This is a genomic window from Serratia ureilytica (assembly GCF_013375155.1).
GTDB classification, from domain to species: Bacteria; Pseudomonadota; Gammaproteobacteria; order Enterobacterales; family Enterobacteriaceae; genus Serratia; species Serratia ureilytica.
Genome location: NZ_JABXOF010000011.1, coordinates 123422 through 146785, shown reverse-complemented (window position 1 = coordinate 146785; position 23364 = coordinate 123422). Strand labels below are relative to the sequence as shown.

The window sequence follows — 23364 nt, the reverse complement described above, 5'->3', positions numbered from 1 at the left end:
ACTCATAAGGAAGTAGAATATGTCTTCACGCGCTGTTACCCCACAAACCCTCGCTCGCTACGGCATCCATCAGGCCGCCGACATCGTCTATAACCCCAGCTATGAATTGCTGTTCGCCGAAGAGACCCGCGCCGACCTGCCGCCGCTGGAACGCGGCACCCTCACCCAACTGGGGGCGGTCAACGTCGCGACCGGCGAATTTACTGGCCGTTCGCCGAAAGACAAATACATCGTGCGCGACGACACCACGCGCGACACCGTCTGGTGGTCCGACAACGGTACCGGCAAGAACGACAACCAGCCGCTGTCGCCGGAAGTCTGGCAGCATCTGAAGACGCTGGTGGGCAACCAGCTCTCCGGCAAGCGTCTGTTCGTGGTGGATGCCTTCTGCGGCGCCAACGCCGATACGCGCCTGAAGGTGCGCTTCATCACCGAGGTGGCCTGGCAGGCGCACTTCGTGAAAAACATGTTTATCCGCCCAAGCGACGCCGAGCTGGCGGACTTTGAGCCGGACTTCGTGGTGTTGAACGGCGCCAAATGCACCAACCCGGACTGGCAACAGCAAGGGCTGCACTCGGAAAACTTCGTCGCTTTCAACCTGACCGAGCGCATGCAGCTGATCGGCGGCACCTGGTACGGCGGCGAGATGAAGAAAGGCCTGTTCTCGATCATGAACTATCTGCTGCCGCTGAAGGGCATCGCCTCGATGCACTGCTCGGCCAACGTCGGCAAGCAAGGCGACGTGGCGGTGTTCTTCGGCCTGTCCGGCACCGGCAAAACCACCCTCTCCACCGATCCGAAACGCCAGCTGATCGGCGATGACGAGCACGGCTGGGACGACGACGGCGTGTTCAACTTCGAAGGCGGCTGCTACGCCAAAACCATCAAGCTGTCGCCGCAGGCGGAGCCGGAAATCTATCAGGCGATCCGCCGCGATGCGCTGCTCGAAAACGTCACCGTGCGGGCCGACGGCAGCATCGACTTCGACGACGCCAGCAAAACCGAGAACACCCGCGTCTCTTACCCGATTTATCACATCGAGAACATCGTCAAACCGGTGTCCAAAGCCGGCCACGCGCGCAAGATCATCTTCCTGACCGCCGACGCCTTCGGCGTGCTGCCGCCGGTGTCGCGCCTGACGCCGGAGCAGACCCAATACCACTTCCTGTCCGGCTTCACCGCCAAGCTGGCCGGCACCGAGCGCGGCATCACCGCCCCGACGCCGACCTTCTCCGCCTGCTTCGGTGCCGCGTTCCTGACGCTGCACCCGACGCAATACGCTGAAGTGCTGGTGAAACGCATGGAGGCCGCCGGCGCCCAGGCTTACCTGGTCAACACCGGCTGGAACGGCAGCGGCAAGCGTATCTCGATCAAAGATACGCGCGGCATCATCGACGCCATCTTGAATGGCGACATTGAGCAGGCCGACACCTTCACGCTGCCGATCTTCGGGCTGGCAGTGCCGACCGCGCTGCCGGGTGTCGATCCGTCGATCCTCGATCCGCGCAAAACCTACGCCGACGAATCGCTGTGGCAGGAGAAAGCGCAGGATCTGGCGCAGCGCTTTATCGATAACTTCGCCAAATATACCGTCACCCAGGCGGGCGAAAAGCTGGTGAACGCCGGGCCGAAGCTGTAACGCAGACGTTTAGCATCCTGCTGTTTAAGGGCCGAACTTTCGGCCCTTTCTTGTTTTCATCCTTCCGCCAGCAAACCCGGCATCACCAGCGCCACCGCCGCCGCGATGCGCTCGTCGATCGCGCTGCCGGGCGGCAACAGCCCCAGCGTCATCTGCCGCAGCGGTTCGGCGATGGCCATCGCCAACAGCAGATCGCTGGTTTGCGCCCAGTCGCGCTCACGCAGCCACCCGCACTGCTGCTGGCGCCGCAGCCAGTCCGCCACCGTCGCCCGTCCGCGCAGAATGCCGTTGCGCTGATAGCTGTCCAGCAGCGCCTCGCGCCCCGGAAACTCGCTTTGCAGCAGCCGAAACATCCCCACCGCTTCGGCGCTCAATACCTGCTGCGCCACCGCCTTCAGCCCTTTTTCCAACAGCGGCGCCACCGCCTCCCACCGCCCGGCATCCTGGGCGAAGGCCGGCTGAAACGCATCGGTCCAGCCGCTCACCGCCTGCGCCACCAGTTCGTCGCGATTGGCCGCAAAGCGATACAGGGTTTTTTTAGCCACCCCGGCGCGTTTCGCCACCGCATCCACCGTTGCTGCGGCATAGCCGCCGTCGAGCAACAGCGCCAGCGTCGCCTGCGCCAGCGCGGCGCGCAGCGCCGTTTCCGGCGTGGCCGGCCGGCCGCGAGCACGCAGCGGTTCTTCATTCGGGTTCGCCATATTTATTCCTCACAAGCATTGACAGACTCAGCATAGCGGCATAACTTTATTTTGGAAACACGATTCGTTTCCAAAATAAAACAGGAACCCATTATGACACATCCTTCCCTGCTGGCGCCGTGGGGCGTTAACGATATCAACGAGTTGCTCAAACCTGAACCGCTGCGGCTGGAGATGGGGCTGAGTCGCAGCGCCGACGGTTTGCTGACCGTCGCGGTCCGTACCGATCTGCACGGCTGCAAGGGGCGCATGCTGGACTGGTGGTTCACCTTCTTTGAGAACACGCAGCACATCAACTGGTGGCACCCGCACGATCACGTTGAACATCGCGGCTGGGACCGCCATTGGAAAAAAGGGGAAAGCTACGTCGGCGCCAGCATCGAAGCGGTCGAATGGCTGGCGGAGCTGCCACCGGTCGCGGCGCGCCTCAAATTCCACGCCGCCGAGGACTTCTTCGCGCCGCAACCGCTGCGCCAGGCGCGTGACGCGCAGGCGCTCTCCGCCGCCGTGTGCGCGCGCATCGGCTTCGGCGACCAGGTGGCGTTGGATGACAACGGCGATCCCTGCGACGGCGAGATGCTGCATCTGGCGCGCGATACGCCCTACGGGTGCGTGCTGCGCAGCCGTTTCCTGCTGGGTAAAGCCTGCGCCAACGCCCACGACGAACTGTCGGACGACATCGGGTTTAACCTGATGCGCCACTGCTACAACGAGTTCAGCTATCTGGCGCAGTTCCTGCCGTCGCTGTACTACGCCGAAAACGGCCGCGAGCCGGCGCCGCTGCTCTGGTAATGCATCAGCGGGGACCTGTTAATTTTTCGCGATATCGCTATAGTGATTTTCATCGTTTTCCCCTGCGCTCATGACGGAGATATCATGGAAAATCCCTGCTATAGCGGCGGCTGCCTGTGCGGATATATTCGCTTTCAGGCACGCGGCCTGCCTGGCAATCCGCACAGCTGTTCCTGCGATTTTTGCCGCCGTCACTCCGGCGCGCCGACGCTCTGCTGGGTCGAATTTCCGCGTCAGGCCATCGAGTGGAACGGCCCGGGCGGCATGCCCACACTCTACCGTTCTTCACCCTATTCCAGCCGCGCCTTTTGCCCGCGCTGCGGCAGCACGCTGGGGGCGATCGACGACGAGCCGACGGTGGCGCTGGCCACCGGCAGCTTCGATCGGGCCAATCTGCCGGAGCTGCGCCCGACCTCACATGCGTTCGCCGATGTTTGCCCCGAATGGTGGCGTATCGACGGCATGCGCTGAGCGCCTCACAGTTCCCGCTGAAATCAATTGATTGTTTTGTCGTATAAATTTAGAACTGACGAACAATAAATCAAAAGTATGGGAACGGGGATGAATCAACAGACTCTCGACGCGCGCCGGTCGCGTCAGGCGTTGCTGGCCGGCTCGGTCGGCAACTTTATCGAATGGTACGAGTTCGGGGTGTACGGGTTCCTGGCCACCGTTATCGCCGCCAATTTTTTCACGCTGCAGGGTGAAAATGAAATCACCAGCCTGATCCTCACCTACGCCGCCTTCGCGCTGGCGTTTTTCTGCCGGCCGATCGGCGCGGTGATCTTCGGCCGCATCGGCGATCGCATCGGCCGTCGTCCGACGCTGATTGCGGTCCTGCTGCTGATGACGCTGGCGACGGCGTTGATCGGCGTCATGCCGACCTATGCCTCGATCGGCGTCGCCGCCCCGCTGCTGCTGACGCTGCTGCGTATGTTCCAGGGGCTGTTCGCCGGCGGCGAATTCGGCGGCGCCGTGTCGCTGATGACCGAGTTCGCCCCAAAGGGCAAGCGCGGGCTGTTCGGCGCCTGGCAATCGCTGACCGTCGCGCTCGGCCTGTTGGCCGGCGCCGGGCTGGTGGCGCTGCTGGCCGCGCTGCTGAGCGTGCAGCAGTTGCATGACTGGGGCTGGCGCATTCCCTTCCTGCTGGCGCTGCCGATGGGCGCCGTGGCGCTGTGGCTGCGGCTCAAGCTTGAGGAAACGCCGACGTTTACTCAGGCGCAGCAACATGCGGAACACGCTATCACCCCACCGGAAGTGAAGCTGGGCGGCGTGGTGAAAACCATTCTGGTCGGCATCGGCCGCATGATGGGCTGGTCGGCCGCCGGCTATACCTTCCTGGTGGTGATGCCTTCCTATTTGCAAACCTCGCTGCACGCCACCTTCCAGCAAGCGCTAGTGGCGACGGTGCTGGCCAACGTCGGTTTCGCCCTGACCATCCTGCCGGCGGGCATCATCAGCGACAGGCTGGGACGAAAAACGGTGATGCTGACGGCGGTGGCGGCGGTGATCCTGTTCACCTTCCCGCTGCTGCACCTGTTGCAGGATGCGCAGAGCTCACTGTGGATCAAAGGGCTGGCAGTCATGATCGCCGGCGCCGTGGTCGGCCTGCTGGCCGGTCCCGGCCCGGCGATGCTGGCGGAGATGTTCCCGACCCGGGTGCGCTATACCGGCCTGGGGCTGGCTTACTCGCTGTCCAATGCGGTGTTTTCCGGCTCGGCCGGGCTGATTATCACCGGCCTCATCAAACAGACCGGCAATATCGACATTCCCGCCTACTATGTGGTCGCCACGTCGGTGGTCAGCCTGTTTGCGCTGATGACGCTGCGCCGCGACGATCATCTGCGCTCGCTGAACGAACGTTAATCCTCCGGGGGCGCATCGCCCCCATTCCAACTCGTGATAATGATCACAACGCAAAAATGTTAACGTTAACTTTTGTGATTAACATCGCATGAGTGATAACTGACAGCTTCATCCATCCGCGAGTTAACGTTAACAATAGAGCTAACTTCACTCACCGGGGCCCTACCCATGAACCGCGAAACTAAAAAATATTACGTGCTGCTCAGCGGCCTGCTGTTCTTCTTTTTCTTCACCTGGTCTTCCAGCTTTTCGCTGATCTCGCTATGGCTGAATCAAAAGATCGGGCTGAAAGGCGCCGAGACCGGCCTGATCTTCTCCGCCATCTCGCTGGTAGCGCTGTGCGCACAGCCGTTGTACGGCTTTATTCAGGACAAACTTGGGCTGCGCAAACACCTGCTGCAGTTTCTCGGCGTAATGCTGCTGCTGACCGGCCCGTTCTTTATCTACGTTTATGCCCCGCTGCTGGCGAGCAGCCTGCCGCTCGGCGCTTTGGTCGGCGGGGTGTTCATCGGCGCGACCTTCTTCGCCGGCATAGGCGCACTGGAGTCTTATACCGAGCGCGTCAGCCGCATCAGCGGTTTTGAGTTCGGCCGCGCACGCATGTGGGGCTCGCTCGGCTGGGCCAGCGCCACCTTTGTGGCCGGTTTTATCTTCAATATCAATCCGAACATCAATTTCTGGCTGGCCTCCGCCGCCGCCGTGGTATTCCTGTTGCTGCTCAGCCAGGTGCGCGAGCTGAAGCCGAACGCCATGGCCGGCCTGGCGTTCGGCAAACCGGAGAACCTGCGGCTGCAGGATGCGCTGGCGCTGCTGCGTATGCCGGGCTTCTGGGCGCTGGTGGTGTTTGTGCTGGGGATCAGCGTATACAACGTTTTCGATCAGCAATTTTCTGTCTACTTCGCTTCACAGTTCGCTTCTCGCGCACAGGGCAACGAGATGTACGGTTTTCTCAACTCGCTGCAGGTCTTCCTCGAAGCCGGCGGCATGTTCCTGGCGCCGCTGCTGGTGAACCGCATCGGCGCCAAGCAAGGGCTGTTGCTGGCGGGCAGCGTGATGGCGCTGCGCATGTTCGGTTCCGGGTTGGTCAGCGGCGCCCTGATGATCTCCGCCATGAAACTGCTGCACGCCGTAGAGTTGCCAATCCTGCTGATCGCTATCTTCAAATACATCGCCAGCCGCTTCGACAGCCGACTCTCCTCCACGCTGTACCTGGTGGGCTTTCAGTTCATCACCCAGGTGATGGCCAGCTTCCTGTCGCCGCTGGCGGGCTACGGTTATGACCGCATCGGCTTTGCCGATACCTATCTGCTGATGGGCTGCGCGGTCGCCGCCACCACGCTTGTCTCCTGCTTCCTGCTGCGCGGCGAACGCTCCGCCACGGCAACGCCCTTTCCATCCGCCATTAAATCAAGTGAGTCTGTCCAATGAACACTGCTTTAGCTCAAGCCGACCATGCGGTCGAAGCCCTGTGCGCAGAGCGCCGAGACGATTATTATCCGCAGTTCCATCTCGCACCGGCCGCCGGCTGGATCAACGATCCCAACGGCCTGATCTGTATTGACGGCGTCTATCATGCGTTCTTCCAACATCATCCCCATAGCGAGCACTGGGGGCCCATGCACTGGGGGCATGCGACCAGCCGCGATCTGATACGCTGGCAGCACCAGCCCATCGCCCTGGCGCCCGATGCGCCCTATGACCAAGACGGTTGTTTTTCCGGCTGCGCCGTGGATGACAACGGCGTGCTGACGCTGCTTTACACCGGCCACGTGTGGTTGGGCGAACCCGGTGACGACAGCCAGGTGCGGGAAGTGCAATGTCTGGCCACCAGCGAAGACGGCATACGCTTCGTCAAGCACGGGCCGGTGCTGGCCGCGCCGGACGGCATTCAGCATTTCCGCGATCCGAAAGTCTGGCGCGAGAACGGCGAATGGTGGCTGGTGGTCGGTGCCAAAGAAAACGGCCTGGGCCAGGTGCGCCTGTACCGCTCTGCCGACCTGCGCGCCTGGCGCTTCGATCGGGTGCTGGCCGGCGCGCAAACGGCGCATCAGGGCTATATGTGGGAATGCCCGGATTTCTTCCCGCTGGGGGAGCAACACCTGCTGCTGTTTTCGCCGCAGGGGCTGGCGGCGCAGGGCTACCGCTACCGCAATCGCTTCCAGAGCGGCTATCTGCTCGGCCATTGGCGGCCGGACGGCGACTTTACGGTAACGCAGCCCTTCTGCGAGCTGGATGCCGGCCACGATTTCTATGCGCCGCAGACCTTCACCGCCGCCGACGGCCGTCGGCTGCTGTTTGCCTGGATGGATATGTGGGAATCACCGATGCCCAGCAAAGCGCACCGCTGGGCCGGCGCCCTCACCCTGCCACGCGAGCTGACGCTGGCCGCCGACGGCAGCGTCCGCATGAATCCGGCTCGTGAACTGGCGGCGTTGCGCCGAGGATCGCAGACGTTGTCGGCGCAGACGCTGACCAATCAGCATCTGCCGCTGACGAACGATATGCAGGAGCTCATCCTGACGTTGAGACCGGCCGACAGCGACGCCGAGCGGTACGGTCTGGCCATTGGGAGTGCGGCGCGGCTGTTCGTCGACAATCAGTCACACCGATTGGTGCTGGAGCGTTTTAATGAACACCCGGCGCTGTGCACCTGCCGCAGTGTGCCGCTGCCGGAGGGTGACATTCTGTCGCTGCGGATCTTTATCGATCGCTCCTCACTGGAGATCTTCGTTAATCAGGGGCAGGCCTGCCTGACCAGCCGCATCTATCCGACGGCGGGCGATCGCCGCCTCAGCCTGTTCGCCGAAGGCGGCCAGGCGCTGTTCGAGCCCATCACGGGATGGCAGTTGGCAAGCATCTGGGGGTAATGGGAATGAGCACCGGGCGCGTAGCGACGCCCCCGGTGCGTTTACAGCGAACCACGTTCCAGCAGCGGGCAAGGCACTTTCACCGTATCACGCTGTTCCCGCCGCTCAATCACATGCAGCGCCGCAAGACGACCCAGTTCATAATGCGGCAGCTGCACCGTCGTCAATGCCGGCAGGAACAGCTCGCCGGTGCCGACCATATTGTCGTAGCCCAGCACCGCCACCTGCTGCGGTATCCGCCATCCTTGCGCCAGCAATACCTGATACGCCAGAAACGCTATCCGATCGTTCCCACACACCACGACATCGCAATCGCGCCGGCCGGCGGAAAAATGCCGCTCCAGCAACGCTACGCAGTCGCGATAGCTTTGATCGCCGGCGCTCAGATCGAGATGATACTGCCGCAGCTGTTCAACATCGCGCCCCGCTTCGCGCCAGGCGCGTTCCAGACCGCGGCGGCGCAGCCCCGCCGCCAGCGTATCCGCCGGTAAATGAATGCACAAAGGCGCGCGATAGCCTTTGGCGATCAGCGTGCGCGTCGCGTCATACTGCCCTTGCTCATCATCAGGAATGTAGCTGGCGATCGAATGCGCCGGGCTGACGCAGTTGGCCAACACCAGCTTTTTGTCCAGCAGTTTGGCCGGCAGCGTCACCTCACGCAGTCCCATCGTGGTGAAGATCACCCCATCCGGCCGATGTGCCAGCAGCAGATCGACGGTCTGTTCGGCGTTGTCGTCGGCGAACAGGTTGACGACGAAGCTGTTCCAGCCGCGCTCGCGCGCGGTTTTCTCAATCGACAGGATCATTTCCACCGAGAACGGCGTCGTGGCGGTGTCCAGCGCCAGCACGCCGAGCGTCTGCACGCGATTTCCGTCACCGCGAATACGCCGCGCCGACAGATCCGGCACATAGTCCAACCGATCGATAGCTTGTTTGACGCGGCGGTAGGTTTCCGGCCGCAGCTTGCCGGGATCATTGATGGCGCGGGACACCGTCATCAACGAGACTCCGGCAAGTTTTGCGACGTCTTTCAGCGAAGCCATGCGCCCTTCTTTATGATTAATGGGAAAAAGTGAATAATCCCATAACCGGGCGCAGGACTCTACTCTGCGTTAACGGGGTGTGATGTCCGCCCACAGGATAGCGCTGCCGGCCCTTAACGGCGCCACGTCGCCCCCCGCCGCCGATGCCGTCCACCAGACGCCCTCGCGCGCGCTCAGTTCGCCGCCCCCCGGCAGCGACCAGAGCCCGCTCAGCACATACAGCACCCCCGCCCGCCCCGGCGGCAAGGTTAGCGGCTCGGCGCTGCGTTGCACCTGCGCCGCTAGCCGGCCGCGGCGCGTCATGATGTTGAAATCCTGACTGGCGCCGCCCAGCAGCGTCGCTTCCAGCGCCACGTCGCCGGAAAAGGCGAACGGCTCCCCGATACGCGCCAACTGATGGTCGATATGCCCGGCGCTGAACAGCCGCACGCCGTCGCCTTCCAGCAGCGTGATCGAACGGTCAATGCCCGCAAAGGCGGAAAACGGCCCGTCCTGCGCGATGGTGGCGATGCTGGCGCGCCAGTCGAAATCCGGCTCGCCCGGCGGCCAACTGACGATTTCACGGGTTTCCCCGCCGCCGTTGCGCCACGGGCTGACCGGCAACCCAGCGAAATTAAAACGGGTCAGGCTCATCACGCCTCCTGCTGAAAGGTTTTCAGCACCTGCAGGAACTCGGCGCTGCTCTGCTGCTGCAGCGCGTGCCGCCCCTGCTCGATCACCTGTCGGCCGCCGACGAACACGTCGCGAATTTGCTCTTTGCCGCCGGCGAACAGCCAGCGGTTGAGGATCGAGGCATCCGGCGCCGCCGCCAAATACGGATCGTCGCCGTCCAGCACCAGCCAGTCGGCGCGATAGCCGCTCTGCAAGCGGCCGATCGGCGCGCCACACGCCTGCGCGCCGCCTTGCAGCGCCTGGTGATACAGCACATCGCCCACCGCCGATTGCTGCGGTGTCGTCAGGCGATTGCGGCGCTGATCGCGCAGCCGCTGCCCATATTCAAACCAGCGCAGCTCTTCCACCACGTTGAGCGAAACGTGGCTGTCGGAGCCGATGCCCCAACGCCCCTGCTGCTGCAGATAGGCGTCGCCGGGGAAAATGCCGTCGCCGAGGTTGGCTTCGGTGGTCGGGCACAGGCCGGCCACCGCGCGACTGCGCGCCAGCGCTTCCAGCTCATCGCGATCCAGATGGGTGGCGTGCACCAGGCACCAGCGCTGATCCACCGGCAGATGGTCATACAGCCAGGCCACCGGGCGCTGCCCGCTCCACGCCAGACAGTCGTTCACCTCTTTTTGCTGCTCGGCAATATGAATATGCACTGGCAAAGTGCGATCCGACGCGGCCAAAATCTGCTGCATCTGCCCCAGCTCCACCGCACGCAGCGAGTGGAAGCACAGCCCCTGATTCTGCAACGGACGATCCGCCAGTTGGCGAGCAATCACCTGCTGCTGATGCAGATAGCTTTCGGTGTCCTGGATAAACCGTTTCTGCCCCGGCTGGGCCGGCTGCGCGCCGAAACCGGCGTAGCTGTACAGCACCGGCAGCATCGTCATGCCGATGCCGGCCTGATGCGCAGCCTCGCTGAGGCGGCCGGTCATTTCACCGCGATCGGCGTAAGGCTTGCCGTCGGCGTCGTGATGCAGGTAGTGGAATTCGGCCACCTGGGTATATCCGCCCTTGAGCATTTCGATATACAGTTGACGGGCGACCACCTCCACCTGCTCCGGCGTCAGGCGCTGCACCAGCCGATACATCAGATCGCGCCAGGTCCAGAAGCTGTCCTGCGGGTTGCCCGCCACTTCCGCCAACCCGGCCATCGCGCGCTGAAAGGCGTGGGAGTGCAGGTTCGGCATGCCCGGCACTGCATCGCCGTGCAGCCGGGTGCAGCCTTGCGGTTCAGCGTTGGCGGTAACTTGAGTCAGATAACCTTGCGCATCGACGTCCAGCCGGACGTTATGCGCCCAGCCCTCAGGGAGCAAAGCGCGTGGGGCAAAATAAGCAGGCATGGCAGTATTCCACGGTTAATGTAACGGCGAATAAGGCGCGGCGATGGCGCGTCTTCAGGAATTTTTGGCGGTCGCCGGCAAGTTTCTGGCGCGACGGCCACTAGTTGTATATACATATACATACGCCGACATCAACAGTAAACTGGTGTTATTATTTTTTTATTTGACGAGGTTAACGTCGTGGCTGAACAACAGACCGTGTTACAACTGGCGGCTGCAATGAGCGATGCCCCCGCCCCGATCTACCAACGGGTCAAACAGGCGATCGTGAATCAAATCCGTGCGGGGCACTGGCAACCGCACCAGCGCGTGCCCTCCGAAAGTGAACTGGTGGCGGAACTGGGCGTCAGCCGCATGACCATCAACCGCGCGCTGCGCGAGCTGACCAGCGAAGGTTTTCTGATCCGCATGCAGGGCGTCGGCACCTTCGTCGCCGAAGCCAAGGCGCACACCGCGCTGCTGGAAGTGCACAACATCGCCGATGAGATCGCCGCGCGCGGTCATCGCCACAGCAGCAAGATCCTCGAGCTGAAGGCCCGAGCGGCCAGCGAGGAAGAGGCGACGGCGCTCGGCATTCACCCCGGCCAACGGCTGTTCTACTCGCAGATCGTGCATTACGAAAACGACGTGCCGGTGCAGGTGGAAGACCGCTGCGTCAACCCGCTGGTGGCGCCGGATTACCTGAAGCAGGATTTCGACCGCGTCACGCCTTACACCTATCTGACGCAGGCCGCGCCGCTGACCGCCGGCGAACACATCGTCGAAGCGGTGATCCCGACCCGACGTGAACGCGAGCTGCTGCAGCTGGAAGACCACGAACCCGGCCTGCTGATCCACCGCCGCACCTGGTCCGGCAAAACCGTGGTGACCTCGGCCCGGCTGCTGTACCCCGGCAGCCGCTATCAACTGTTCGGCCGCTTCACCAGCGAAGTCTGATCCCCGTCGGGCGCGCCCTGCGCCCGCATCTCCGCGGTCGATCACATCCTGATAACAAAATCTCTCCCGCCTCTTGTGACATCCCGGTGAATGCGTTAGGTTGTTTTTAATTGTATATACAACCATGTGGGAGCTGCGGCTCCGGCGGAGGAAAGCAATGACGTCTGAGATTCACTGTGACAGCCTGTGGCACGGCGCCGATATCGTCACCATGCGCGACGGCAAATATCACACCCTGACCGACGGCGCGATCGCCGTGCGCGACGGCAAGATCGTCTGGATTGGCGAACATGCGGCGCTGCCGCCCGGCCTGATCGCGGACGAAACGGTGAAATTCGACGGCGGCATCGTCACCCCCGGCTTTGTTGATTGCCACACGCACCTGGTGTTCGGCGGCAACCGCAGCGGCGAATTCGAACAGCGGCTGAACGGCGTAAGCTACGCCGACATCGCCGCGCAGGGCGGCGGCATCATCTTCACCGTGAAAGCCACCCGCGAAGCCGACGAAGCGCTGCTGCTGGAACAGGCGCTGTTCCGCCTGCGTCCGCTGCTGGCGGAAGGCGTCACCTGCGTGGAGATCAAATCCGGTTACGGCCTCAGCCTGGAAAGCGAGCTGAAAATGCTGCGCGTGGCGCGCAAACTGGGCGAGCTGCTGCCGGTCGAGGTGAAAACCACCTGTCTGGCGGCCCATGCGCTGCCGCCGGAATACGCCAACCGCGCCGACGACTACATCAATCTGGTCTGCGATACCATCATCCCGCAGGCCGCCGCCGCCGGCCTGGCGGATGCGGTTGACGCCTTCTGCGAACATCTGGCGTTCTCACCGGCGCAGGTGGAGCGAGTCTTCGCCGCCGCCGAAGCCGCCGGTTTGCCGGTCAAACTGCACGCCGAACAGCTCTCCGCCCTCGGCGGCAGCACGCTGGCGGCGCGCCATCACGCGCTCTCCGCCGACCATCTCGAATACGCCACCGAACAAGATGCCCGCGCCATGGGAGACGCCGGCACCGTGGCGGTGCTGCTGCCCGGCGCCTACTACCTGCTGCGCGAAACCCAGTGCCCGCCGGTGGAGCTGTTCCGCAAGCACCATGTGGCGATGGCGATCGCCAGCGATGCCAACCCCGGCACCTCGCCGGCGCTGTCGCTGCGCCTGATGATCAACATGGCCTGCACGCTGTTCCGCCTGACGCCGGAAGAAGCGCTGGCGGGCGTTACGACCCACGCCGCCAAAGCGTTGGGGCTGCAACACAGCCACGGCACGCTGGAAACCGGCAAGGTGGCGGACTTCGTTCACTGGCCGCTGTCGCGGCCGGCGGAACTGGCTTATTGGTTGGGCGGCCAGCTGCCCTGTACGGTGATTTTCCGAGGAGAAGTACGTCAATGACCATTCGCGATCCTTTTAGCTTCCAGACCGGCAGCCTGCCGCTGCTGATCAGCATCCCACATGCCGGCACGCAACTGACGCCGGCGGTCGAGGCCGGGTTGACCGACGACGCCCGCCCGCTGCCCGATACCGACTGGCACATTCCGCAGCTGTACGACTTCGCACGGGCGATGGGTGCCAGCGTGCTGGTCGGCAACTATTCGCGCTTCGTCATCGATCTGAACCGCCCGGCGGACGACAAGCCGCTGTACACCACCGCCACCACAGGCCTGTATCCCGACGTGCTGTTCGACGGCCGCCCAAGCTTCCTGCCGGGCAAAGCGCCGACGGACGCAGAACGCGCCGGTTATCTGCAGCAGATTTGGCAGCCTTATCATCAGCAGCTGCAGAACGAGCTGGCGCGCCTCAAAGCGCGGCACGGCTATGCGCTGCTGTTCGACGCACACTCCATCGCCTCGGTGATCCCGCGGCTGTTCGACGGCCAGCTGCCGGATCTCAACCTCGGCACCAACGGCGGCGAAAGCTGCGCCCAGGCGCTGAGCGATCGGCTGGTCGCCTGCTGCGAGCAGCAACAGCAGTATACCCACGTGCTGAACGGCCGCTTCAAGGGCGGTTACATCACCCGCGCCTACGGTCAACCGCAGCAGCAACAGCATGCGATCCAGCTCGAGCTGGCGCAGGTCAACTACATGTCCGAACAGTATCCTTTCGCGTTCGAACCGCAGCGCGCCGCCTCGCTGCAGCGCCTGCTCAAGCAGATGGTTGAAAGCCTGTTGGACGGTGCCGCCAGGCTGAACTGATCCCCCTTTACAGGCGCCGCCGGGCGCCTGTTTTTCTCCTGCCTTTAACCGCAACGCCAGCGGCAATCTGCGCGCTATATCAAAGTTTCGCGTGATTCCCCGCTAACTGGTCCAAACAGCGCACAAAACAGCGGCCGACGAAAAACGCACTGCGCCACAATCAGCCCAAAAGCCCGTGTTCATCGTCAGCACCGGGCGGCCTGTGGCCAACTGGCCCGTTTCGAATATCTCTCTGGAGGCCCTATGTCTGTAACACCGTTAAACTGGCGCGCTGCCGGCGCCGTCGCCGAACAACTGCTGGCCGGCTGGCAACAGCGTGGCGAACCCGGCGGCGCCATCACCCTGTTTGACGCCGAACAACTCCGCGCCACCGCCTGCGCCGGCCTGGCCGATCTGGCGCAGAACACCCCCTTCACCGCCGACAGCGTGGTGCGCTACGCCTCAGTGACCAAGCATATCTTCGCCGCGCTGGCGCTGAACGCCACCGATCGCGCCGTTCGGCTGGAGCAACGCCTGGGTGAACTGCTGCCCACCCTGCAGCCCGCGTTGGCGGACGTCACCGTCGGCCAGGCGCTGGACATGACCGGCGGCCTGCCTGACGTGCGCGAGACGCTCGGCCTGCTCGGCATCTCGCTGCATGCCGTCAGCGAGGCGCAGCCGGTGATGCAGTTTGTCGAGGGGCTGGAAAGGTTGAACTATGAGGCCGGCAGCGAGATCGCCTACAGCAATACCGGCTATCGGCTGCTGGAGGCCGCGCTGCGCAGCAAAGGGTATGATTTCGACCAGTTGGTGCAACGGCATATCGCCCAGCCGCTGCAGGTGCAGATGCGAGCGCCGGAAAGCTGGTTCGACGTAGTGCCGGGGTTGGTGCCGGGTTACTGGCGGGCGCCGCAGGGCTGGCAACACGCCAGCGCCGGTCTGCACCTTTCCGCATCCGGCAGCCTGACCGGCAGCGTCAACGCCCTCACCCGCTGGCTGCAAACGCTGTTGGCGGACCAAGGCCCCGGCCAGGGCGTGCTGGCGCAGCTCAGCGCGCCGCGCCGCCTCAATCAGGGCCAACTCAGCGCCTATGGCCTGGGGCTGGCGCGCACGCCGCTGGGCCGCCGCAGCCTGCTGGGCCACGGCGGCTCCCATGCCGGTTACAAAACCTATTTCCTGCTGGCGCCCGACCGTCAGGCCGGCGTCGCGCTGGTGGCCAACCGTGAAGACTGCGACAGTTTCGGCATGGCTTTGCAGGTGATGGCGGCGCTGCTGGGCGAACCGCTGCCGCAGCGCAGCACGGCGATCCCCGACGGCCTCTACGCCACGCTGGCGGAGCCGCACTGGCTGGAAGTCAAAGACGGCAATCTAGCCTATCTGGGCAGCGATGAACCGCTGTATCAAGGGGAGGACGGGTACGCGGTGTCGCTATCCGCTCATATGCCCATCAGGCTGAAGTGGACCGGCGAAGCGGTAGAGGGCGAGGTTGGACACGTGGCGCGCCGTTTCCTGCCGGTCACGGCCAACGGCGACTGCCTGAAGCATGTGCAGGGGCTGTGGTGCCACCCGCACTATCGCACCGCCTTTGAAATTAGCGGCAATCGGGTGCATATCGGCGTCGGCCCGGCGGCGCAGACCGGCACGCTCAGCCCGCTGGGCCAGGGCCGCATGCTGGTGGAGTGCCAGGACGGCCCGTGGTTGAAACGCTTTTGCCTCTATTTCCGCGGTTACAACGTGGATCTCATCGCCAACCGCAGCCGGATGCTGACCTTCCGCCGCAGCACCGTCGGCCGCGACTGACGATCAGCGCGCGCTGTCGGTTTTGACCGCCAGCAGCGCATCCGCCAGCCGCCGCTTGTCGGCGGCGCTGAGATTCACCTGTTCCACGGACGCCATAAACGCCGCCCGATCCGCCGCGTCGAGCGGGCCGGCGCGCAGCCGCGCCGCCAAACGCTGCAGTATCCGGCTGCTCAATTGCCCGATCTGCACCCGCACCTGCGCCAGCGGGCGCGGCTGCCAATCGCTTTCCGGGCTCGCCAACCAGTCGGCGCGATAGCGGTACTGAATCGCCTTGGCGGCGTCCATCTGCGCGGTGATAAAAGGCCGTACCGACGCCGGCTCCAGCCCCAAACGCCCCGCTTCCGCCTGCGCGTTGGCCAACACCTTCGCCTCCTGCGCCAGATCTTCGATCGGCAAATGCTGCTGCGCCTTGTAACCGGCCACGTCTTTCATCAACGACAGCCGTTGGTTCACCAGCTCGCCGATAGCGGCGCCACCGTCCGCCAACGCCGGAAAACTGGTCAGGCAACACGCTATCAATAACGCCCTGAACATGGCGCCTCCCTTATGATGCAGTGAAAAAGTCAGGCGCCAAGTTCACCACGTCAGCCCCGCGCCGGCAAATAAAAAAGGCCCCGCCGCAGCGAGGCCCGATGAGACCCAACCGGCGTTAGTCGAACACGCCGTTGATGACGGAAGCCACAATCGCGGTGCTGAGCGCGACCAGCACCAGATCGTCGCCGGCAATGCGCCATTCATAACCCGGATACTGCGGCAGTTCACGCAGCATCGAAGACGGCACCATTTTTTTGGCGATGCCCGGCGGCAGCGGTTTGCCGCGCGCCAGATTCTTGGCGATGCCCGGCGGCAACGAGCGGTAGCCGGTCAGCCCGTAGGTGTGCGCCAGCGAACGGGCGCGGTCGCGCGAGAGGCTGACGGAAACCAGATTGTCGTCGTTTCTATAGTCTCTATAGTCGCCTTTATCTTTGTTGCCGTGATTGCCGTGGTTACCGTTATTGCCGTGATTGCCGCTGTTGCCATGCCCGTTGCCGTTGCCGTTACCATTGCCGCCTTTGTCGGCCATGGCCGGGGCGGATGACAACCCCAGCGATGCAATCAGTGCCAACACCGTGAGAGTCGTACGACGTTTGTTCATGTTGTGTATTCCTGCGTGGGGGACTCTGTTTACTATAGTTGGCCTTTTCCGGGCAAAGTATAAGGAAAACTCCGAGATGACAGTGCGGTTTTACGGCATTCGCGCCACTCTCTTGTTTTAACGCAAAACGCCTCGAGAATTCCGAAATCTACCCCCGATTTTTCTTGAAGAAAAATAAGCCTTCCGCTAGCGTGGGACGGTAACAAAAAAGAGTTAGCGTGCTCTTTTTCGTCGCACCTCAAATCTTATTCTTATCATCCAGAATGATAATATCGAACACTTCCCGCCTTTCCGTGCGGGATTCTTTTTCCCACCGGCGTCGCCCCTATTTGGTGCTTTATGTTGAGATTTCGTTGCCGATAATTTACATTCGCTGTCTGAGAAACCTTAACCTCCCGCGGTGGCCAGGCTGGCAACGGGTGGGCGTTCAGGAGCAAAAGACGTGCAAATGACCCTCATGGAATACATCACTCGGCACTTTAACGGCGATCTTCATCGTTACGCGCAGTCGGAAGGCGTCAGCCGTGAACAAATCATTAGTTGGATAAATAATGAATGTCACGTGATCAAAGGCAGGCTGTTTATGCCGGTGAGGCATCTCCCGGTAGAACAAGCCCAGTGATGACGAAAAAAAACCCCGCCTGGCGGGGTTTTCTGTTTCTGATAACACGGAAAATCAGAAGTTATAGCCGACCACCAGGTAGTAACCCCAACCGGTAGACTTGATCGGGCCCTGCGGCGTGCCGATCTCCGCGCCATCCTGCCACTGACCGCCGTTATGGAAATAACGCGCCACGAAAGAATAGTGCCAGTGATCGTAGTTCAGCGCCAAAATATGGCTGGAGGCGATAGAGTTGCTGGTGCGCACCTGTTTGCCGGTGCCGTCAACCCAATGGCTGTCCTTGCCCAGATCGGAACCGAAATCGAAGTTGGTGAAGCCGATGTAGCTCAGATTGCCGCCCCACACCTGGGTCAGCGGCACAAAGTATTTCACCTTGAAGCGGTAACCGTCCCAGCTGTTCTCGTTGGCGGCCTGGTAGTTTTCCCACTGGTATTTGGCATAGATGTTCATCGACAGGCTCATCGGCAGGCCGGTGTCGATATCGGTACCCAGGCCCATGTACCAGGTGTTCTGACGGCCGTCGGCGTTATGGCCCAGGTCATAGATGTAGTTGTTGGCGAAGTACCACTCTTTGAACGGACCGAAGCTCAGATCGGTGCCGGTCAGCTTGTCGATGGAGAAGCGCGGTTCAATCTCCATAAACAGCGGGGAGCCTTTGTCCCAGATGCCGCGGTCCGGGGTATTGCCCACGCCGAAGAACTTCGGCACGTCAACGTAGCCGTAGAAATCGAACCAGTCTTTCTTGGCGAAGGCTTCGTATTCGAGATACACGTCGTTATTCAGTTGCGGCCCGAAACGGGTGTGGTAGCTGCCCACCACGTTAACGCTCTGGTGCCACCAGTCGGAGACATATTGACTGTCTTTGCTATCAGCCATTGATGATGCACTGTAAGACGCTGCGAGCAGTACACCTGCTGCGAGAGCTATTTTTTTCATTTTATTACCACATGCTTAAAGGGCCATTTCCTGCCCGTTTAGAAAAGATGACAATGAGTCTGCCGACACCTGGCGTTGTCTTCACACAGAAACTCGGATGACGCGCGCATTATAGAAACCACTGACTGTAAGAATCTGTGATCCAGTTACGCATTTCGCGAATAGGTAATCGATTGCGTTCACATTTGTCAAATTATGTTTCATGCAAATTCACATTCGCTGTGATTTTTGTCATGTGTCGCGTTTTTTAGCGCAGTTTTTAAGCCAAATGACATCAGGGCGTCATCACGAGGTGGAAAAGAAAAAGCCGACGCGCAAGCGTCGGCCTTCATCAGCATCAGGAGAAAGTGCGGAACGTGAAATCAGCTTACCGCCGGCACCGCTTTGGCGATGTTTTCCTGGCGGAACGCCACCTCTTCACCGTTTTTGACCTCCCAGCTGGCGACCGGAATATCGGTTTTGGGCGCCGCCGCGACGACCGAACCGTAAATCAGCTTGTCATCGCGGCGCAAAATATAAACATCGAGCTGATATTCATGCCGCAAATTCGCCGTGGTCAGGCGCACGGTATCGCCGCGCTCATAATGATGCACGTCGATTTCAGGCTGCTGAATAAATTGAATGTCACTTCTCATTGTCGTCGTTCCTTCAGGCAACATGGCTAGTTAAATTCTAGTTCAACATTGCGGCGATGGCGGATAATTTCCGTTAATTTCCGCGAGTTGCCCGCCAACAGATCAGCGAACCCAGGGTAACCATCGCCACGCCCTGCCAGAAATTGACGGTCAGCGAGGTGTGCAGCACCAGCGCGGCGAACACCGCCGACAGCACCGGGGTAAAATAGGAGACGGTCGCCAGCAGCGTCATGTTGCCGTGCAGAATGCCGACGTTCCAGGCGGCATATCCCGCCCCCATCGCCACCCCGGCGCACAGCAGCGTCACGGTCACGCCGACGCTGAACTGCATGCCGCTTTCCGCGCTGAAGGCGTACTTCAGCCACAGCGCCAGCGCGGTCAGCGCGATAAACAGCACCACGCCGTTGCTGCCCTGGGCGATCTTCTTGGTCAGGTTGCAATACAGCGCCCAGATCACCGCGCCGCTGAACGCCAGCGTATAGCTGAGCGGATTGCTGCGCACGTTGGCCAGCATCTGCGCCGGTGACCAGCCGCCCTCGCCGCTCATGATCCAGCCGATGCCGAACAGCGACAGCAACAGCCCCGGCAGCAGCCACCATTTCGCCTTTTGGCCGTTGAGCGCCAGCGCCATCAGCACGGTGAAACAGGGCCACAGGTAGTTGATCATGCCCACTTCTATCGCCTGCAGGCGGGTATTGGCGTAGCCGAGCGACAGCGACAGGCAGATCTCGTAGCTGACGAACAGCAGGCTGCCGACGATCAGGTAAGGCCGCGGAAAGCTGCGCCATTTCGGCACGCCGAGCGCCACCAGCAAGAACGCCGCGCTGACGCTGTAGATCATCGCCGCGCCGCCGACAGGCCCCAGCCCTTCGCTGACGCTTCTGATCAGGCCGACGACACTGCTCCACAGCACGATGGCCAACAAACCGAACAGCGTGGCGCGGGTACGCGAGGGCAAAGCGGGCATAAGGCAGGTCCAATAGGTTATTTTTTATCAGGTTTTTCACTCTACTGCCGCACGCGCCAAAAAGAAAGGCGGGAAACTCCCGCCTGTGAATTTATTGCTGCGGTTGCCGCTCCAGCTGCGGCGGCGGCTGGCGAAAACGCCGGGTCAGCCAGGCCAAGTAGCCGAAGCCCAGCGTCGCCCAGATCAATCCCATGGTCAGCGAGCTCTTCTCCAGATTCAGCCACAGCACGCCCACCGTCAGCGCCCCCACCAACGGCAGGAACAGGAAGTTGAAACGATCCTTCCAGCTTTTGTTGCGCCCTTCGCGAATAAAGAAGTGGCTGATCACCGACAGGTTAACGAAGGTAAAGGCCACCAGCGCGCCAAAGTTGATCAGCGCCGTGGCGGTCACCAGATCGAACGACAGCGCCGACAACGCCACCAGCCCGACCATCAGCACGTTCAGCGCCGGCGTGCGCCATTTGGGATGGATATAGCCGAAGAATTTCTCCGGGAACACGTTGTCGCGCCCCATCACGTACAGCAAGCGCGACACGCTGGCGTGCGACGCCAGGCCGGAGGCCAGCGTGTTGATAAAGGTCACGCACAGGAAGATCGATTGGAACAGTTTGCCGCCGACGTACAGCGCAATCTCCGGCAGCGCGGCATCGGGCTGGTGAAAGCGTTGAATGGACGGGAAAAACAGCTGAATGAAGAACGACACGCTGATAAAGATCACCCCGCCGTACAGCGCGGTCAGGAAGATGGCGCGCGGGATCACCTTGGCGGCGTCGGGCGTCTCTTCACACAGCGTGGTGACTGCGTCAAAGCCGAGGAACGAGAAGCACAGGATAGTCGCGCCGGTAATGATCGGCAGCAGGTGCGCATTCTCGCTGAGGAACGGCCGCAGGCTCCACACCGTACCCATCCCCTCGCCGTTGTGCAGGCCGCGTACCACCAGGTAGATAAATACCAGAATGATCGCCACCTGCGCCAGTACGAACAGGGTATTGAAGTTGGCCACCAGATTGACGCTTTTCAGGTTGATGGCGGTGATCAGAATCACGAAGCCCACCACCCACACCCAGGGCGGCACCTCCGGGAACAGCGCGGTCAGGTAGATCTTGGCCAGCAGCGTGTTGATCATCGGCAGGAACAGATAGTCCAGCAGCGACGACCATCCCACCAGGAAACCGACGTGCGGGTTGATCGCCTTCTGCGCATAGGTGTAGGCGGATCCGGCGGTGGGAAACTGGCGCACCAGTTTGCCGTAGCTGATGGCGGTGAACAGCACGCCGGCCAGCGCCAGCAGGTAGGAGGTCGGCACATGGCCGTCGGTGAGGCCGGAGACGATGCCGAAGGTGTCAAACACCGTCATCGGCGTCAGATAGGCCAGGCCCATCATCACCACCTGCCACAGCTTGAGGGATTTGCGCAGCTGCGGTTTGCCCGCCTGGCCGCCGTCGATGGCTTTAGTCGTCATGGCATTTCCCCTTTTGGTCCTCTGCTGTCAACCGTGCAACGTCATTCAGAGAGGCCGCAGGGAAACTGCTGCTCAGGCGGCGGTAAAAACGGGTTGGGATCGCTGTCGGGCGGCCGGCGACCGGCCCGTCGGCACTGCGGCACAGGCAAACGTCTGCGCAGGGGGATGACTGAGTCATGGTTATTTCCTCGTCGGCGTCCTGTACGCCGTGATAGAAGAAATTCTGTACCGCAGCGCGCAGCCTCGCCGGCCACAGGAGAGCCGATGAAATGCGCCGGACGCGCGCGGTAGTCACAGGGTGAGCGGGATCAGGCGTTTTTCAGCATCCACTCGATCTCGGTTTCGGTGATCAGGCGCTCAAACTGCACCAGCTCATCGGTTTTGCAGGCCAGGTAGACATGGCTGAAGCGTTCGCCCAACAATGCATTGAGCACCGGCTGATGTTCGAACTCGTACAGGGCGTCGCTCTGGCGGATCGGGAACGGCAGCCCGTCCTGCTCCAGCCCGTTGCCGGTCACCGGCTCAGGCAGCGGCAATGCGGTTTCCAGGCCGTAGACGATGCCGGCCAGAATGGTCGCCATCACCAGATACGGGTTGGCGTCGGCGCCCGCCACGCGATACTCCACCCGGTGGTTATCGCGATCGCCGCAGGGAATGCGCAGCGCCACGGTGCGGTTGTTATGCCCCCAGGAGGCCTGGGTCGGCACATACATGCCGGGCTGGAAGCGGCGGTAGGCGTTGACGTTCGGCGCCAGCAGCGCCATCGAGGACGGCATCAGGGCGATCATGCCCGCCAGCGCCTGTTTCAGCAGCGCCGAATCTTCGCCGTCGTCATCGGCGAACACGTTGTCGCCTTGCGCATTCAGCATGCTGATGTGCACGTGCATGCCGCTGCCGGCGTGCTCTTCATACGGCTTGGCCATAAAGGTCGCCTGCATGTTGTGGTTCTCGGCCACCATGCGCACCAAGCGCTTCAGCGCCAGCGCATGGTCGCAGGCCTGCAGCACGTCGTCGGTATGGTGCAGGTTGACCTCGAACTGCCCCGGCGACGCCTCCGCCACCGCGCCGTCCGCCGGAATGCCCTGCAAACGCGCCAGTTCGTCGATCTCGCTCAGCACGTCGGCGAAATGGTTCAGGTTATCGACGGAGTACACCTGGCTTTGGGTGTTGCGTTCTTGCGTGCCCGGCGCGCACGGCGGCTGCAGATACCCCTCCGCATCGCGTTGACGATCGATGAGATAGAACTCCAACTCTACCGCTACCACGGGGGAAAGCCCGCGCTGACGCAAACGCTGCCACACTCGGTTCAGCACATTGCGCGGTTCAACGTCAAAGGGAGTGCCATCTTCATCCAACATGGTGAGCAGCACCTGTGCGATATATTGCGGGTCCGCCGCCGACGGCGTCAGCGTGCCCGGCACCGGCACGCACACGTGATCCGGCTCGCCCAACTCCTGCCCCAGCCCGGCCTCTTCCACCACGTTGCCGAGAATATCCATCGCAAATACCGACGCTGGGAAGTAACAGCCCTTCTCCAGTTTGTTCAGGCCGCCGACCGGGATGCGTTTGCCGCGGAAGCTGCCGTTCAGATCGGTCAACAGTACGTCGACATGTTGGGTTAACGGATAACGTTCCAGATACTTCTTCACTTCGCGCTGGAACGCGCTACTTCGTCTCTCTTCACTGTGCTGAACAAAGTTTTCCACTTCTACGATGTTGGTCTGCATGGTTCACCCGCCGTTTGTGTTTTGCTGTCGTCGATGTTTATTGACCGTCTTGTTCAATATAATGCCCACAAAT

22 protein-coding genes are annotated in these 23364 nt (G+C 62.0%); 11 read left to right on the top strand and 11 right to left on the bottom strand.

The features are described 5' to 3' along the window. Positions 1-19 precede the first annotated feature (19 nt). Positions 20-1639 carry a phosphoenolpyruvate carboxykinase (ATP) gene (gene pckA / locus HWW83_RS20155; RefSeq protein WP_176589510.1) on the top strand — a complete coding sequence of 540 codons (1620 nt, stop codon included), beginning with the start codon at positions 20-22 and terminating at the stop codon, positions 1637-1639. Positions 1640-1695: 56 nt separating this feature from the next. Here the strand turns inward: pckA and HWW83_RS20150 are convergent, their stop codons facing one another. Beyond that, positions 1696-2340, bottom strand: coding sequence for a TetR/AcrR family transcriptional regulator (locus tag HWW83_RS20150; RefSeq protein WP_033642830.1), 645 nt, complete (start codon positions 2338-2340; stop codon positions 1696-1698). A gap of 93 nt (positions 2341-2433) precedes the next feature. Here HWW83_RS20150 and HWW83_RS20145 point away from each other — a divergent pair, with 93 nt between their 5' ends. From HWW83_RS20145 to HWW83_RS20125, 5 genes are all read left to right on the top strand, one after another. Beyond that, entirely contained in the window at positions 2434-3132 is a 699-nt protein-coding gene (locus tag HWW83_RS20145; RefSeq protein WP_025302572.1) for a DAPG hydrolase family protein, read from the top strand. 84 nt (positions 3133-3216) lie between these two features. Further along, the gene (locus HWW83_RS20140) at positions 3217-3603 is read left to right on the top strand and encodes a GFA family protein (RefSeq protein ID WP_046686932.1); all 387 of its coding nucleotides are present in this window, start codon (positions 3217-3219) and stop codon (positions 3601-3603) included. A 90-nt stretch (positions 3604-3693) separates the two neighbouring features. Then, positions 3694-4998, top strand: coding sequence for an MFS transporter (locus tag HWW83_RS20135; RefSeq protein ID WP_033652105.1), 1305 nt, complete (start codon positions 3694-3696; stop codon positions 4996-4998). A gap of 168 nt (positions 4999-5166) precedes the next feature. Continuing rightward, on the top strand, positions 5167-6426 hold the full coding sequence (locus tag HWW83_RS20130; protein ID WP_046898547.1) for an MFS transporter: 1260 nt from the start codon (positions 5167-5169) through the stop codon (positions 6424-6426). Next, positions 6423-7865, top strand: coding sequence for a glycoside hydrolase family 32 protein (locus HWW83_RS20125; RefSeq protein WP_176589509.1), 1443 nt, complete (start codon positions 6423-6425; stop codon positions 7863-7865). The genes HWW83_RS20130 and HWW83_RS20125 overlap by 4 nt, the downstream gene beginning before the upstream one ends. Before the next feature lie 41 nt (positions 7866-7906). Here the strand turns inward: HWW83_RS20125 and HWW83_RS20120 are convergent, their stop codons facing one another. The 3 genes from HWW83_RS20120 to HWW83_RS20110 form a co-directional block, all read right to left on the bottom strand. After that, positions 7907-8908, bottom strand: coding sequence for a LacI family DNA-binding transcriptional regulator (locus tag HWW83_RS20120; protein WP_033652100.1), 1002 nt, complete (start codon positions 8906-8908; stop codon positions 7907-7909). Positions 8909-8977: 69 nt separating this feature from the next. Beyond that, positions 8978-9541, bottom strand: a complete 564-nt coding sequence (locus HWW83_RS20115; RefSeq protein ID WP_033652099.1) for a HutD/Ves family protein — start codon at positions 9539-9541, stop codon at positions 8978-8980. Beyond that, the gene (locus HWW83_RS20110; RefSeq protein WP_060660806.1) at positions 9541-10911 is read right to left on the bottom strand and encodes a formimidoylglutamate deiminase; all 1371 of its coding nucleotides are present in this window, start codon (positions 10909-10911) and stop codon (positions 9541-9543) included. Before HWW83_RS20110 ends, HWW83_RS20115 begins: the two co-directional genes overlap by 1 nt. Before the next feature lie 180 nt (positions 10912-11091). Between HWW83_RS20110 and hutC the strand changes: the two genes are divergently transcribed. The 4 genes from hutC (at position 11092) to HWW83_RS20090 (ending at position 15807) form a co-directional block, all read left to right on the top strand. Next, positions 11092-11847 carry a histidine utilization transcriptional repressor HutC gene (hutC, locus tag HWW83_RS20105; protein ID WP_033638258.1) on the top strand — a complete coding sequence of 252 codons (756 nt, stop codon included), beginning with the start codon at positions 11092-11094 and terminating at the stop codon, positions 11845-11847. A gap of 157 nt (positions 11848-12004) precedes the next feature. Next, entirely contained in the window at positions 12005-13228 is a 1224-nt protein-coding gene (gene hutI / locus HWW83_RS20100) for an imidazolonepropionase (RefSeq protein WP_176589508.1), read from the top strand. Next, complete coding sequence (gene hutG, locus HWW83_RS20095; protein ID WP_176589507.1) at positions 13225-14028, top strand: N-formylglutamate deformylase; 804 nt, start codon at positions 13225-13227, stop codon at positions 14026-14028. The genes hutI and hutG overlap by 4 nt, the downstream gene beginning before the upstream one ends. A gap of 243 nt (positions 14029-14271) precedes the next feature. Continuing rightward, positions 14272-15807 carry a serine hydrolase domain-containing protein gene (locus HWW83_RS20090; protein ID WP_176589506.1) on the top strand — a complete coding sequence of 512 codons (1536 nt, stop codon included), beginning with the start codon at positions 14272-14274 and terminating at the stop codon, positions 15805-15807. A 3-nt stretch (positions 15808-15810) separates the two neighbouring features. Here HWW83_RS20090 and HWW83_RS20085 read toward each other — a convergent pair whose 3' ends face one another. Both HWW83_RS20085 and HWW83_RS20080 read right to left on the bottom strand, forming a co-directional pair. Beyond that, entirely contained in the window at positions 15811-16341 is a 531-nt protein-coding gene (locus HWW83_RS20085) for a chorismate mutase (protein WP_047576102.1), read from the bottom strand. A gap of 115 nt (positions 16342-16456) precedes the next feature. Continuing rightward, positions 16457-16942 carry an anti-virulence regulator CigR family protein gene (locus tag HWW83_RS20080; protein ID WP_033652092.1) on the bottom strand — a complete coding sequence of 162 codons (486 nt, stop codon included), beginning with the start codon at positions 16940-16942 and terminating at the stop codon, positions 16457-16459. A 442-nt stretch (positions 16943-17384) separates the two neighbouring features. Here HWW83_RS20080 and HWW83_RS20075 point away from each other — a divergent pair, with 442 nt between their 5' ends. Then, entirely contained in the window at positions 17385-17564 is a 180-nt protein-coding gene (locus HWW83_RS20075) for a hypothetical protein (RefSeq protein WP_033642811.1), read from the top strand. Positions 17565-17618: 54 nt separating this feature from the next. Here the strand turns inward: HWW83_RS20075 and HWW83_RS20070 are convergent, their stop codons facing one another. From HWW83_RS20070 to HWW83_RS20050, 5 genes are all read right to left on the bottom strand, one after another. Then, complete coding sequence (locus tag HWW83_RS20070) at positions 17619-18500, bottom strand: nucleoside-specific channel-forming protein Tsx (RefSeq protein ID WP_046686925.1); 882 nt, start codon at positions 18498-18500, stop codon at positions 17619-17621. Positions 18501-18862: 362 nt separating this feature from the next. Continuing rightward, positions 18863-19135: a hypothetical protein gene (locus HWW83_RS20065; RefSeq protein ID WP_033642807.1), complete on the bottom strand. Its 273-nt coding sequence runs from the start codon at positions 19133-19135 to the stop codon at positions 18863-18865. Between the two features lie 73 nt (positions 19136-19208). Next, entirely contained in the window at positions 19209-20102 is an 894-nt protein-coding gene (gene yddG, locus HWW83_RS20060; protein WP_042784303.1) for an aromatic amino acid DMT transporter YddG, read from the bottom strand. Between the two features lie 91 nt (positions 20103-20193). Then, positions 20194-21564 (bottom strand): APC family permease, encoded by a 1371-nt coding sequence (locus HWW83_RS20055; RefSeq protein ID WP_033642803.1) that lies wholly within the window; start codon positions 21562-21564, stop codon positions 20194-20196. Between the two features lie 308 nt (positions 21565-21872). Beyond that, positions 21873-23291 (bottom strand): glutamine synthetase family protein, encoded by a 1419-nt coding sequence (locus HWW83_RS20050; RefSeq protein ID WP_015377637.1) that lies wholly within the window; start codon positions 23289-23291, stop codon positions 21873-21875. Positions 23292-23364: the final 73 nt, after the last annotated feature.

What these genes read in the sequence shown, in the direction of transcription:
- pckA (WP_176589510.1), top strand. Translation starts at nt 20, where the DNA reads ATGTCTTCACGCGCTGTTACCCCACAAACCCTCGCTCGCTACGGCATC.
- HWW83_RS20150 (WP_033642830.1), bottom strand. Translation starts at nt 2,340, where the DNA reads ATGGCGAACCCGAATGAAGAACCGCTGCGTGCTCGCGGCCGGCCGGCC.
- HWW83_RS20145 (WP_025302572.1), top strand. Translation starts at nt 2,434, where the DNA reads ATGACACATCCTTCCCTGCTGGCGCCGTGGGGCGTTAACGATATCAAC.
- HWW83_RS20140 (WP_046686932.1), top strand. Translation starts at nt 3,217, where the DNA reads ATGGAAAATCCCTGCTATAGCGGCGGCTGCCTGTGCGGATATATTCGC.
- HWW83_RS20135 (WP_033652105.1), top strand. Translation starts at nt 3,694, where the DNA reads ATGAATCAACAGACTCTCGACGCGCGCCGGTCGCGTCAGGCGTTGCTG.
- HWW83_RS20130 (WP_046898547.1), top strand. Translation starts at nt 5,167, where the DNA reads ATGAACCGCGAAACTAAAAAATATTACGTGCTGCTCAGCGGCCTGCTG.
- HWW83_RS20125 (WP_176589509.1), top strand. Translation starts at nt 6,423, where the DNA reads ATGAACACTGCTTTAGCTCAAGCCGACCATGCGGTCGAAGCCCTGTGC.
- HWW83_RS20120 (WP_033652100.1), bottom strand. Translation starts at nt 8,908, where the DNA reads ATGGCTTCGCTGAAAGACGTCGCAAAACTTGCCGGAGTCTCGTTGATG.
- HWW83_RS20115 (WP_033652099.1), bottom strand. Translation starts at nt 9,541, where the DNA reads ATGAGCCTGACCCGTTTTAATTTCGCTGGGTTGCCGGTCAGCCCGTGG.
- HWW83_RS20110 (WP_060660806.1), bottom strand. Translation starts at nt 10,911, where the DNA reads ATGCCTGCTTATTTTGCCCCACGCGCTTTGCTCCCTGAGGGCTGGGCG.
- hutI (WP_176589508.1), top strand. Translation starts at nt 12,005, where the DNA reads ATGACGTCTGAGATTCACTGTGACAGCCTGTGGCACGGCGCCGATATC.
- hutG (WP_176589507.1), top strand. Translation starts at nt 13,225, where the DNA reads ATGACCATTCGCGATCCTTTTAGCTTCCAGACCGGCAGCCTGCCGCTG.
- HWW83_RS20090 (WP_176589506.1), top strand. Translation starts at nt 14,272, where the DNA reads ATGTCTGTAACACCGTTAAACTGGCGCGCTGCCGGCGCCGTCGCCGAA.
- HWW83_RS20085 (WP_047576102.1), bottom strand. Translation starts at nt 16,341, where the DNA reads ATGTTCAGGGCGTTATTGATAGCGTGTTGCCTGACCAGTTTTCCGGCG.
- HWW83_RS20080 (WP_033652092.1), bottom strand. Translation starts at nt 16,942, where the DNA reads ATGAACAAACGTCGTACGACTCTCACGGTGTTGGCACTGATTGCATCG.
- HWW83_RS20070 (WP_046686925.1), bottom strand. Translation starts at nt 18,500, where the DNA reads ATGAAAAAAATAGCTCTCGCAGCAGGTGTACTGCTCGCAGCGTCTTAC.
- HWW83_RS20065 (WP_033642807.1), bottom strand. Translation starts at nt 19,135, where the DNA reads ATGAGAAGTGACATTCAATTTATTCAGCAGCCTGAAATCGACGTGCAT.
- yddG (WP_042784303.1), bottom strand. Translation starts at nt 20,102, where the DNA reads ATGCCCGCTTTGCCCTCGCGTACCCGCGCCACGCTGTTCGGTTTGTTG.
- HWW83_RS20055 (WP_033642803.1), bottom strand. Translation starts at nt 21,564, where the DNA reads ATGACGACTAAAGCCATCGACGGCGGCCAGGCGGGCAAACCGCAGCTG.
- HWW83_RS20050 (WP_015377637.1), bottom strand. Translation starts at nt 23,291, where the DNA reads ATGCAGACCAACATCGTAGAAGTGGAAAACTTTGTTCAGCACAGTGAA.